Origin of the sequence: Niallia sp. FSL K6-0212, assembly GCF_038007605.1 — a bacterium.
Lineage (GTDB): Bacteria > Bacillota > Bacilli > Bacillales > Cytobacillaceae > Niallia > Niallia circulans.
Genome location: NZ_JBBOXL010000001.1, coordinates 3,729,158 through 3,741,480, shown reverse-complemented (window position 1 = coordinate 3,741,480; position 12,323 = coordinate 3,729,158). Strand labels below are relative to the sequence as shown.

General features: G+C 33.9%; 11 protein-coding genes and 2 pseudogenes. 2 read left to right on the top strand and 11 right to left on the bottom strand.

Annotation, left to right across the window (positions count from 1 at the left end):
- Nucleotides 1-243: 243 nt before the first annotated feature.
- From MHH96_RS17790 to MHH96_RS17745, 11 genes and pseudogenes are all read right to left on the bottom strand, one after another.
- Nucleotides 244-774 (bottom strand): GrpB family protein, encoded by a 531-nt coding sequence (locus tag MHH96_RS17790; RefSeq protein ID WP_172885236.1) that lies wholly within the window; start codon nucleotides 772-774, stop codon nucleotides 244-246.
- A gap of 210 nt (nucleotides 775-984) precedes the next feature.
- Entirely contained in the window at nucleotides 985-1,197 is a 213-nt protein-coding gene (locus MHH96_RS17785) for a hypothetical protein (protein ID WP_047944635.1), read from the bottom strand.
- 301 nt (nucleotides 1,198-1,498) lie between these two features.
- Nucleotides 1,499-2,494, bottom strand: a complete 996-nt coding sequence (locus MHH96_RS17780) for a zinc-dependent alcohol dehydrogenase family protein (RefSeq protein ID WP_445669010.1) — start codon at nucleotides 2,492-2,494, stop codon at nucleotides 1,499-1,501.
- Between the two features lie 370 nt (nucleotides 2,495-2,864).
- The gene (locus tag MHH96_RS17775; protein ID WP_369988344.1) at nucleotides 2,865-3,251 is read right to left on the bottom strand and encodes a DoxX family protein; all 387 of its coding nucleotides are present in this window, start codon (nucleotides 3,249-3,251) and stop codon (nucleotides 2,865-2,867) included.
- A 537-nt stretch (nucleotides 3,252-3,788) separates the two neighbouring features.
- On the bottom strand, nucleotides 3,789-4,379 hold the full coding sequence (locus tag MHH96_RS17770; RefSeq protein WP_341117787.1) for a TetR/AcrR family transcriptional regulator: 591 nt from the start codon (nucleotides 4,377-4,379) through the stop codon (nucleotides 3,789-3,791).
- A 262-nt stretch (nucleotides 4,380-4,641) separates the two neighbouring features.
- Nucleotides 4,642-4,872 carry an NAD-dependent epimerase/dehydratase family protein gene (locus MHH96_RS25685; protein ID WP_445668999.1) on the bottom strand — a complete coding sequence of 77 codons (231 nt, stop codon included), beginning with the start codon at nucleotides 4,870-4,872 and terminating at the stop codon, nucleotides 4,642-4,644.
- A gap of 236 nt (nucleotides 4,873-5,108) precedes the next feature.
- Nucleotides 5,109-7,181 carry an ABC transporter permease gene (locus MHH96_RS17765; RefSeq protein WP_341117785.1) on the bottom strand — a complete coding sequence of 691 codons (2,073 nt, stop codon included), beginning with the start codon at nucleotides 7,179-7,181 and terminating at the stop codon, nucleotides 5,109-5,111.
- Nucleotides 7,178-7,936, bottom strand: coding sequence for an ABC transporter ATP-binding protein (locus MHH96_RS17760; protein ID WP_047943467.1), 759 nt, complete (start codon nucleotides 7,934-7,936; stop codon nucleotides 7,178-7,180). Before MHH96_RS17760 ends, MHH96_RS17765 begins: the two co-directional genes overlap by 4 nt.
- 87 nt (nucleotides 7,937-8,023) lie before the next feature.
- Nucleotides 8,024-9,031: a sensor histidine kinase gene (locus MHH96_RS17755; RefSeq protein ID WP_341117784.1), complete on the bottom strand. Its 1,008-nt coding sequence runs from the start codon at nucleotides 9,029-9,031 to the stop codon at nucleotides 8,024-8,026.
- The gene (locus MHH96_RS17750) at nucleotides 9,006-9,686 is read right to left on the bottom strand and encodes a response regulator transcription factor (RefSeq protein WP_047943465.1); all 681 of its coding nucleotides are present in this window, start codon (nucleotides 9,684-9,686) and stop codon (nucleotides 9,006-9,008) included. Before MHH96_RS17750 ends, MHH96_RS17755 begins: the two co-directional genes overlap by 26 nt.
- A gap of 140 nt (nucleotides 9,687-9,826) precedes the next feature.
- Nucleotides 9,827-10,384 (bottom strand): annotated as a pseudogene (locus MHH96_RS17745) (recombinase family protein); the annotation flags it as partial.
- A gap of 157 nt (nucleotides 10,385-10,541) precedes the next feature.
- On the opposite strand from MHH96_RS17745, the pseudogene MHH96_RS17740 reads away from it, so the two are divergent.
- Nucleotides 10,542-10,777: pseudogene (locus tag MHH96_RS17740) on the top strand (hypothetical protein); the annotation flags it as partial.
- 113 nt (nucleotides 10,778-10,890) lie between these two features.
- Nucleotides 10,891-12,024, top strand: a complete 1,134-nt coding sequence (locus MHH96_RS17735; protein ID WP_341118128.1) for a serine hydrolase — start codon at nucleotides 10,891-10,893, stop codon at nucleotides 12,022-12,024.
- The last annotated feature ends 299 nt before the right edge of the window (nucleotides 12,025-12,323 follow it).

Below are 12,323 nucleotides of genomic sequence, written 5' to 3'. Positions count from 1 at the left end.
AGTTCTTCGTCCCAACTAGTCCAACATGTTTCTACAAGTCGGAGGCGGACAGTTTAGTTGATGGATCAATGACCCTCGTACACCTTACAACTACCTACTGATAAAATAGACTCTATTAAAAAAGGTCAACCAGCAAAAACTGGTTAACCTTATAAAGCGAACACACCGGTTAGTATAAGCGTAATACGTATATCCATTGTGATATTAAATGCTAAATTAGGTAGCAACTTAGCTTATTTCTAGCTATTTTATTAATTTTTGGTTTGTCTCATACCAATTCAATGATTTTCGTTCAATTTCCTTAACAAGATAATTCTTTCCATTTATGTATGATTCAATATCATAGGGGAATTGTTGAGCCAATTCTTCTTTTCTGTCAGCATATTTCTCCATTTCGTCTGTATGTAAGACTAAATAATCACGAAAAGCCAAGTGTCTTTTTATTTCATAACTTCCAGTTTGATAAATGTGAACGTGATGAGTGCGATTTTCCCCACCTTTTTGAAAATATCTCCGTTTAGGTATACCGTTTTCTCCTTTCGGCTCATAGCCAATTTCTTGCATAAAAATTTTATATTTATCAACGGTGTTAATATCTCTAACGACAGGCATTATGTCTATTATTGGTTTTGCCTTTAACCCTGGAACAGAGGTACTGCCTATGTGATGTATATCTACAATTTCATTTCCGAAAATTGTTTGTAATTTTGCCGCTTCCTCTTTAAACATTTGCTTCCATTTCTCATCATATGACAATACTTCTACCTTACGCAAGTTACTCCCCCAATCAACAATAATTTTCATTTTATCACACTTTTAATTATTAAAATTATTGAAAACAGTTTGTTGTAGCTTTCAAATATTGTTGGCTCAAAAACTATTTACAAATTCACTTTTTAAGTTAAATTAAATGAACTTGTTTTGAAAAAAGATTTCAAAACGAATTGATTCTTTATGAAACACTTATAATTTTTATAAAAATGTTCAATTATTTAATTGTTCTTTTTTATAATACGCAACACTTTTTACTGCATATTCAATTGCTGTACCAAGGAAAATTAAAGATAATAAAAAATCTATCCAACGATTCAAGCCGCTTGACGATATTCCTAGAAAAATTAGCCAGAAAGCAGCTGCTGACCAAAAGAAAAAACGAAACATTGGGTGAAGAAATAATTTTGTAATGGACCTAGACATACTATTAACACCTCCCACTAGAAAACTCTCAATTAACAGACTCGATTGTTAAACTGTTACAATCCGTATCGTCAGTGTAATGGAATCAAACGTTAATAAAGCTACTTTTGTGATATAAAAAGGAAATGTCCTTCCTATAAGTAGTATACGGAATAATAACATATAAGGTTTCAAATATCTCTAATATTTAATGCTATAGGTACTTTGTGGATATATTTAGTTAGAGTATCCTGCCATTATTTTAATAAGAAAAAAGCCTTTTCTCTAATTACAAAGCCCCCTTAATTGAAGAAGAATTAACTTAGAAGCTTGTTAAAAATACTTTCCCCTTTCTTTCTTTGGAAGATTCAACAACGTCAATAGCCGTTTTTATATCCAGAAAGTCGTGCATAGAATCTACCTTCTTAAAATGTAATTTTCTCTGATCCAATAGTCTTATCAAGTGACTAAAGGTCTCGTGCCATTTTTTTGTAGGGACATTCTTATTCCAATTACGCAAATGAAACATATTAGCATTCACTTTAGCTTTATTTACAATTTCTGCCCAGTTTACTTGTATTCCAGATAAAAGCCCTATGCTTAAAAAATTCCCATTAGGATGTACACAAAAAGCCAAATCGTTTCCAGATGAACCTCCAACACAGTCAATGGCAGCATCCGCACCAATTCCATTTGTTAACTCCATAATTGTACTATAAAGTGGAACTTTAGAAGTATTAATAACATATGATGCACCAAGTTGTAGTAGGTCTTCTGTATGTTTATTATTTCTAGTCACAGCAATTAATCGAAAACCTAATATCTTGGATAATTGGGCAAAAATATGCCCAATAGAAGACCCACAAGCATTAACCAGCAAAACATCATTGGAATTTAGTTTTAAAATTTCCGTACAAGTCACCCACGCTGTAATGGGATTTATATACATTTGTGATGCGGTAAAATGATCAATGGAATCAGGTATTGGAACTGCAAATTCTGCAGACGTCCTTACAAGTTCTTGCCAAGTACCTTCCCCTCGTAATGGTAAAACACGTTTCCCAATATAATTTTTGGAAACTAAAGGACCTACTTCTTCTACAATCCCAATTCCCTCATAACCGGGAATATTAGGCAAAGAAATTCGATGTGAATATGCTCCTCTAATTGGAATTAAGTCAGAAGGATTTATAGGTCGCGCTAGCATCCGTACAAGGATTTCTTTATCTTTTAGTGGTTGTATGCTTTTATATTCAACTTTTAACACTTTTTTAGGACTGCCGAATTCGTAGAATTTAATACATTTCGCATTCAAAATTATTAAAGCTCCTTAAAATAATTTAGATTTCTTTATTATACCAGCTTAAACTAACCTCCGTTTGTGATACAAGAAGGCTTTTTTCATCTATTACAGTGTCCGTAAGTGATTTAAGCATAATTTTTAATATAATTTTGGAAATCCATCCTTTATTTCATAAAAACAAGACTACATAACAGCAGTCTTGTTATATTACAGCCAGTTTAATTTTATGTCATCTCTTATAAAACTAAGTTCCCTTTAGCGAATAAGAATAGGCAGCCAAATTGGAGCTGGATTTTAACTATTCCACACTAGTGAAAGAAGGAGTTCTATGTCTATAGCTGTTTTTTAGACCCTTCAAATGGAGCTGTTTTTTCACATAGTAGGTTCAACCTGCCAAAAGGACGGCCGTAAGAAAAATGATTTGAAGAACCGTTCGGGGAATCAGCTTAGGTACAGGTCTCCCCCCTATCGTTAATTTGTCTCTGGCCGCCCGGAAGTTTGCGGGGAACATTGCCAATAGCAGCACCGCTAATCCTAAAGATGCTACTTTGGATGTGGCCGGAAACAAAATCCCGATTGCTCCGGCTATTTCAAGCAGTCCTGTAGCCGTCACAATCCAATCCGGTCTGGGAAAAACAGGCGGTACCATACGGATTAAATCCGGACGCTTTGTCCCCCAATGAGCAGATGCGGTAACTAGCAGCATGACGGCAACTGCCCCTTGAAGCGAGGCATGCCATCCTTCGAAATAGAGTACTCCAATCAAGCCCATAGCCTTGAACAGCAAAAAAGCTGCGACAAGTACATAAAATGGTATCATGTAAATCCCCCTTAGAATCCTTTAGTTATTATAAGATATAAAGTAACGAGTGCATTAGCGTTGTAATAAAACCGCAGACGGCTATAAGTAAGAAGCATCCTGATATGCCTTAGAGAGAATGCCGTTTTCGGTGCATTCCTCACGGAATGAGTCATTTTAAGCTGCTGAAGAATAAGAATTCAGCCCAAATTATCCCTGTTAAAACTAATAAATAAGAGCGACAATATAAGTCAGTTAACCCTGGCAATGGCTTTCCTGAGCGTGCAGCCATTATACTCCCCGAGCCACTAAGGAGTGGAAGAGCTAGAACCGTAAATATATAATTGGTCAGCAGTACGTTTTTGACTGCGCTATGAGTTTCAACTCTATTCTTCGTCAAATTCTCCCTAATTTCCAACAGGCAGCCATAATTATATTTCCAACCATCAATACGACTCCCGTTAGTGCACCGTTAACCATAAGCTCATCTTGATCATCCCTTCACTCCCTTTATGGGGATTTTAAGATATCGATAATAAACGATGAGAAATCTGCGGCGCTAAAAACAGAGGAAACAGATGGTATCGTGGACCGGACACGAAGCCCAATTGTCAGAAGAACGAACATTTCAGCTGTTTTGCCTGCATCAACTGATTCCAAAATAACGCCATGCCTTTGACCTGTCTCAATCCACTGTCTAGATAAGAATACAGAACGTTCATAATACCTCTTGAGCGCTTCTGAAATAACCGGCTTCTCTTCCTTTCCAAACAAATACATCAGCAGATTGTTCGTTACATCCGCATCTGCATAGGCCAAAATACTCTCAAATATTTTTTGATATGGCTCGTCAAATGATCGGTTTCCATGCTCCACCACGTTCATAAAAAGTTCATTCGTTTCTTCTAACCGCTCTTGTAGCACCCACACAAAAAGTTCGTCTTTGCTCTTCACATAATGGAAAATGGCCCCCTTCGACAAGCCTGATCTGTCCATGATGTCCTTCATCGTAATCGAATCGCAGCCTTTTTCCCGTATCAGCTCTTTAGTCTTCTCAAGCAGAAGTCTTGTTGTTTGCAGTCTTCGCTCATCTTGCTTCAAAATCAACCCTCCGTAATGTAAAATCAATATATCGAATATAACATACCGACCATCGGTTTGTAAATTGTTTTTAGAATCTTCTAGTAATAGCTTTGCGCAGCCTGTAACAATTTCCATATGAATATTAATAAAACTATATATTCAGATTGTATTTATATTGTTAGAAAATTGGTATAAGGTCATCTGGATTTACCCAGTTAACAATGTCGGAATTTATCATCCATTCAACTTGTTTATCTCCCCAATCGGAGTTTTTCTCTGCTCAAATCGCTCCCGGTCTTAAAATGATTAAGTTGAGTCCCTTCTCTTTATAGTTATTTAGAATTCTTTCAGATGGGGCTTTAGTCTTAATGTATACTTCCGGATGACTTTCTTTAATTGGTGAATTTTCATCAAAATATCCCACTATTGGCTCGCCGTAAACGGATAAAGTTGATATAGGTACAAATCTCTTTATACCTGCTTCTATTGCTACACTCGCTAAATTTTCCAACCAATTACATTTGAATTCATCGCTTTCTCTATATCCTCGCCTAAATAAGCCGCACAATGAATAATAATATCAATATCTTCAGCTGCTTCTAATAATGAAACTCGATTCCTATATTAAAAGCCCAATTTCTCAGGTAAAATTGTAAATTGGGCTTTTTTCGTTACTCCAGGAAAGGGCTCGATTGAGTAAGATTATTACTGTAGGCTTGATATGAGAATTACTTTTTTAAGAATTTGCTATTCGTTTAAATTAGAAAGATACTGCCTCCTTAATCCAAAGTAAAATAGGATCTGCAACAAAATATACATTCCTACCACTAATAATGCCTGCATCATCGTATAATTGATTTTTGAGTAGTTGGTATTAATTAATGCAATATAATACATTGCCATAGTGATACCAAACAGGGTTGGCACAAAAAATATAAGTTTCAACTGTTTGGTCAAATGCTTTTTCATCTCACGGTTGGTGATTCCGATTTTTCTCAGAATAGTGATTTGCAACTTTTCTTCGGCTATATCTGTTACAATTTTATAAAGTAGCACAATACTTGAAGAAATTAGAAGTAATGAGCCTAAAAAGGCCATCGAGAAATAAAAAACGCCATTTACTTCTTTATCTCTTTCTACTTTTTCCATTTTAGAGAAAGGTCGATATGCTTCCAGCATGGTCTTTTCATTTATCGGTCCGCCTAAAAAAGATTTGTTCTTCCATATTTCTTCATCAGCATGATTTACTTTTCGTAATGCATCGAGTATTCCAGAGAAAACTTTGTAGTTATCACCGTTAGAAAGATTTATTAAATGATACTTAGAAGGATCGCTATAATCGCTTTTTCTTTTGATCATTTCATAGTCTTTATCATTTACTACATAAGCGTGATATGTTGAATAGGCATTGGTATACTCTAAATTTGTCAATTGAGCTTTTTCATTCAATATATGTTCTTTAGGGACAATAAATAGATCCGAAGCAGGAACACGATGAAAGAAGTCTGAAGAATCCATCGTAATATTTGTATCATTAAATTGTTTACCTGGGCTTTGAATACTTTTTCTATTCATTAAAAACATTATATCTTCAGTAGGTTTTGTTTGAATCTCTCCACCATCAAGAAAAACATCTAACATGTATCCTCTTTGTATGTCTTTGTTTGTCCCCATATGCTTGTTGTAATTGCTTTCACTAATAATCACACTGTTAGAATACGTGCGTTCACCCGTCTGCACTTTATGATCCTTCATTTTGTATATCGGTAATGAAAGATAGTTTAAGACAGTATAATCCTTAATCTCTCCTCCATTATCTTCGATTACTTTCCGTATCTCTTCCTGCGAAATATGATTATATTTATCGTTTTCGACGAACATAAAGTCATATGGCCTTTCCAAATCATTAAATGTAACCGTATTTTTATGAATCGTATAACCGGTTCCAATCAAAAAAATGCCGATAGACACCATCAGAGTAACGACATAAAGAATCGTCCGGTATGATAAAAAACGGTGCTCCAAATTGGAAAGAACCAACAAATTATTATTGTAACTGCTTGGGTATTTACGGATGACCGAACGAAGTGTACTGATCAGCGTACCGATAATAAAGAATGGTCCAACTAATGTCGCTATGGCACAAAATGTAAAAATCACTTTCTTTCCATCAAAGATGTCACCTGTGTATATTTTCGGCAAGAGATATAATGCTATAGCAAAAACGATAATGGATATAAAACCTATAATAGGATTGGAAGCAGTAGCTATCTCTTTTTTCGAGCTCGATTGAATAACTTCAATAATTGAAAGTTTCGTCAAATATCTCTCTGTAAAAAATGTACTGATAATAAAAATAGGTAAGAAGACAGTGATTGTAAGAAAAAAAGTATTAAAGCTGATGCTATATTCAATATTTACTAACACTTTACTTAGTATTAAATAAAACATCCTAGAAAAAAGCAAACCAGCTGCAATTCCTGTTGACAATGAGATAGAAATAATAATAATATTTTCTCGGCGAATCATTTTTTTGAGATCTCGTGTCGTCATTCCCAATGTCAAGTATACCCCGAACTCTTTTCCTCTGAATTTCACAAAATAGGTTTGTGTATATGAAATAAAGATAATACAAAACAGCACAAGAGCAACAAATGTAAAATTAAGAATGTTTTTTATATTAACAGGGATACTATCGTTAAAATACAAAGTCCCATACATAAATAAAACGGCTACAATAAAGCTGTTTACTAGGTAAAAAGAAATATAACGGGTTAAATTGTATTTTAAATTTTTATAAACGATGGAAGAGAAATTCATTCATTTCCTCCCCCAATCATACTTTCTGCTTCTAAAATTCGATCGAAAAATTCCTTTCTGTCTCCATTCGATGCAATTTCCATCTTAATAGCTCCATCTTTTATAAAAATGATTCTTTTGCAAAAAGATGCGGCGAAGGGGTCATGGCTAACCATCAAAACCGTGCTGTTTTTTTCCTCATTAATTTTTTTTAATGTGTTCATAATGTTTTTTGAAGACTTCGAATCGAGATTTCCCGTTGGTTCATCGGCGAATACTATCGCCGGATCATTAATTAGTGCTCTTGCCGCGGCAGCTCTTTGTTTTTGTCCCCCAGAAATATGATAAGGATATTTATTTTGAATATGTTCGATTTCAAAAAAGGCTACAAGCTCTTTAAGCTTTATGTTGATTTTATTGGGGTCAACTTTATCTAATATTAAAGGTAGAGCAATATTTTCAGAAATAGTAAGGCTATCAAGTAAGTTAAAGTCTTGAAATATATAGCCAACACTTTGTCTTCTAAATAAAGCCATTTCCTCCATTGATAATTCAGTTATATTTTTATCTTCTATAAAGACTTCTCCAGAAGTGGATTGATCAATTCCCGATAATAAATTTAACAGGGTAGTCTTTCCACTTCCGCTGGGTCCCATAATTCCAACAAAATCTCCACTATGCACACAAAGATTTATTCCATTTAAGGCAGTAACTTCTTTTGCTCCTTTAAATGAGTTATACACTTTTGATAGATCATTTACTTTTAAAACTTCCATAGTAAAATCCTCCAATAATTCAAAGATTGATTACCTAAAGTATATAGGGAGAAGCAGGAAGTTAAAATCGATTTTCATCTCGCAATCTTACAGTTTTGCAAGAAAAGTAATTTGCACAGTAGTTCCTTTGTCTTTTTGTGATTGAATTTTTATTTTATGTCCTAATCGGTCAGAAATAAGTTTCACCATATAAAGCCCAATTCCTGTAGCATTTCTGTCGCGTCTTCCACCTTCGCCAGTAAAAAAAGGATCAAATACACGGTTGATATCCTTCTCATCTATACCAATTCCCTCGTCCCTAATTGAAAGAATGACGTAGTCTTCTTCTTCTATTGCTTGAATAACGATTGGTTGGTTTTTCTCTGCAATAGAATACTTAATAGCATTTGATAAAATTTGTTCAATCATATATTGAGCCCATTTTTTATCCGTTAAGATTTCCAATGCATCTGGAATATATACCAGAGGATGAATACCTTTATACCTCATTTCTCTTCTTCTTTCATTCAGCGCTTGATAGACAAGCTCTTTTAATGGCAATTGTTGAGCAATAAAATCACTTGAAAATTCTTCAATTCTAAGTAAATTTAACGCTTCCTCCAAATTCTTTTTTAAAATATCATTTTCATCTTTGATATCTTCCATATATTCATCATTTTCTCTTTCGGAGAGGCTTACTTCACAAGCAAGGTGAATGACGGATACAGAGGTTTTCATATTGTGAATCCATTGAGAAAATAGGGCATTCTTATGGTTCTGTTTCACTTTATTGTCATAGAGCTTTCTGTTATATTCCTGATGGACTTCGCGAAGGGTAGTAAAGACAAGTTTGGCTTTGTTATTCATAAAATTAGTGGTATAGTTAGGACTTTTCCGACCATCCTCGATATCGTTTGCAAATTTATGATAATTATAAATTTCGTATCCTAAATAAAGGATGAATAGGACACTACTCAATAGAATCGGATATAAAAACTCTTCAGTGCCTAGTAATAGCACATAGAAAGATACGATTAGGAAAGTATTAATGATGTAAACAAAGATGATTACTTTCTTATCTTGTATCACATTAGTAATCAGTTGAATGAAGGACATAACCTAATCCCCTTTTGGTTGTGATGACATGTTCGAGGCCTAATTCTTTTAACTTATTCTTTATTCTAGAAATATTTACATTAAGTGTATTTTCAGCCACGAACTTGTTATAGTCCGTCAACGCATCAAATAAGTCATCTCTACTGACCAGTTTTCCCGAATTTTGCAACAATAGTTTTATGATTTTATATTCATTCTTTGAAAGTTCTACTGTTTGATTTTCATATTGCAGCTTTAAACTGTCTTCTAACAAAATCAGTTTTCCATCTTCTATTTTGTTTTCATCATCCGAAATATGCTTTGTTCGCCTTAAAATGGCATTTATCTTCGCCAATAAAATTCCTACACTGAAAGGTTTTGTCACATAATCATCCGCACCTAGTTCCATGCCTCTGATTTGTTCACCCTCTTCACTTCGTGCTGATAAGATAATGATAGGCATTGTGTGACTTTTTCTAATTCGTTTCAAATAATAAAAGCCATCAAATGACGGTAAATTGATATCAAGTATAATTAGTTTAGGTTCAATTTGATCAACGGTATCCAAAATACGATCAAAATCTTCAACAGTAAATACTTCGTAGTCGTAAGCAGTCAAATACTTTTTTATATATTTTATCAACTTCAAATCGTCCTCTATTAGAAGTATTCTCATCACTTACCTCCAAGATTATTAATACTGGGTCTAACTCTGTTTTTCTACTGTATGTCTATTCCTAAAATTTCACTATTTAGTAGACTAAGTTTACTAATGCTCACTAAAATATATAACATAATGATTACTTTTTCACCTACCAATGTTCTATCCAGTGCAGCTCTAGTTACATTTATAATTTTACAAATTTATTTACGGCATACCTCTTTCTTTATATAGCTCTACTGCAAAATTCATTCCTGAGTGATTTTTATGATCTTTCTTTAACCAGCCTTTAAACTTACCTTTCTTTCTTAGCCAAAATCAATCTCTTCACGTTGGCGCATACGGATAAGATCTAAATCTAATTGGTTAACTCAAGCCGTTACTGTAAGAAGAATTGGCTGTATGGATTATCCTTTGATAAATCTAGCCATGTCTCCTTGATTGATTTTAAGCTTGCCTTTTACTCCGTATTAAATCAATCATTACAAATAATCCTTATGTACTTCGAGTGATTCGAGTTAGGTTGGTAAAATAAATAATGTCACTTTTCTGTAAATCCTCTAACACTTTTTGAAATTGTTCACGATTCTTTGCTGCTCCAAAAACTTTTTCTTCGTATAGAAAATATCCATTGCGATTTCGTTCCATTGCTCAAATTACCTTGATGAATATTGGCTAGTCGAACTGACACGAATATAACCGATTATTCGCAATACATCACCTCGTTGTTAGTCTTATGAGATACTGTTAACTATGATTTTATCAGTCTACTACACTTGTATCAATAGAGTTAATTAACTGAATAATTACGGAAATGAGATGATAGCGAGAGGCAGAAAATGGCTTACTCAGGAGCAGTGACAGGCTCTTATGCAAATTCTTGAAGATGAATGGATATTGTGAACCTACTACGCTTTTTCCAAACGAGATTTAGAAATCATTAATATGTGAAGAAGAGAAGTTAAACCGTTTGGGTTCTTATCCCGGTTGTCCATACACTCTTGATCAAAAGCATCCCAGACTCAGTGTTACATTATACAAGGAAACAAATAGGTGCCACTCTATCTTCGCTCAGCCTTTATCCTCTAAAAAGAAAGACACTTTGGGCTAATTGGTGATTATGAAGAAGAGAAAAAAATAACATCTTTAAAATGGAACTTTTCTATCTCATTAATCGTAGATAGATTATAAATAAAAAAGGAGAGTGATTGCCTTGAAAATGACACTCTGGATTATAGTAGGAATTATTATTTTGTTAAGTTTCATGATAGGAATTGGAATTTATATGTTTAAGAAAGAAATCACCAAGAAGGAACCTGAATATATTTTTCAATTTATTAAAGAGAATGCAAAAAGTGAAAGAGTTTCACTTTCAATCAATTATAATAAACAAAAGTGGGTAGAAGTTAATCAAAATAAACAGTTACCTTTAGCAAGCACTGTTAAAATTATTATCGCCATGGAATATGCACGACAAGCAGCACAGGGGAAAATTGATCCGCTACAAGAAGTAAGTTTAGAGGAACTAAACACCTTTTATATTCCTAAAACCGATGGAGGAGCACATGATGCTTGGATTGCTAACCTAAACGATGGTAAAGAGACAAATAAAGTTCATTTAAGTGAAGTAGCTAAGGGAATGATTGCTTATAGCTCAAATGCAAATACCGATTACTTAATTAATGTGCTAGGGCTTCAAAACATCAATACTTTCCTAGAAAACTTAGGTATTTCAAATCATGAACCTTTGTATCCGATAGTAAGTGCATTGTTTATCCCTACCCAGCTAATGAATGAGCAAAAATTATCTAAACAAGAAACGCTAGAAGCAATGAAAAATATGGATATTTCTGAATATCGTAAAAGAGCGATGGATATACACAATAAATGGCTAAACCACCCACCAACTGCTGAAGAAAAAAAACAAATAGTGAAGAATTTAGACATGGATGTTCAAAGAATATGGTCCAATCGTTTACCACGATCAACTTCAGAGGATTATGTATATATTATGGAAAAACTAAATAACAAAACATATTTTGATGAAGATACATATAAATATCTTGATCCAGTAATGGAACAGTTAATGGAAAATCCAAACAATCGAGAATGGCTTGTTCATGCCGGGCAAAAGGGCGGATCTACAGCGTTTATTATTACAACGGCAATGTATGCTACAGATAAAGACGGTAACCAGACAGAATTGGCCTTTTTTGCAAATGATTTGACTTCATTAGAACAAACAAAACTATCTCGAAATTTGAATGGCTTTAAACTGAAATTTTTAAAAGACGCTGAATTTCGCACACTAATACAAAAAGAATTATCTATACTAGAAAGTCGAATTCCTTAATGTTGATAGGAATTCGACTTTCTAGATGGTAACTTACTACGTATGATATCCTCATTTAGTTGCAGACCCTATTATGTTCTATTCCCCCTGCCGTTATCCAGATAGGCGCGTTTTGTTGTTTTCTTTAACATATTCTTCAAGAATTTTAGAATCTTCCAAAGTTAAATTTCTCTCAGATCCAATTTGTTTAAGAGAATCCTTAACCTGAATATATATTTCTAAAAACATTTTGAGAATAATACATAAGATGCATCGATGTTATTGCAGGCACTCTCTTTATCGGATAAAACAAAAACCCA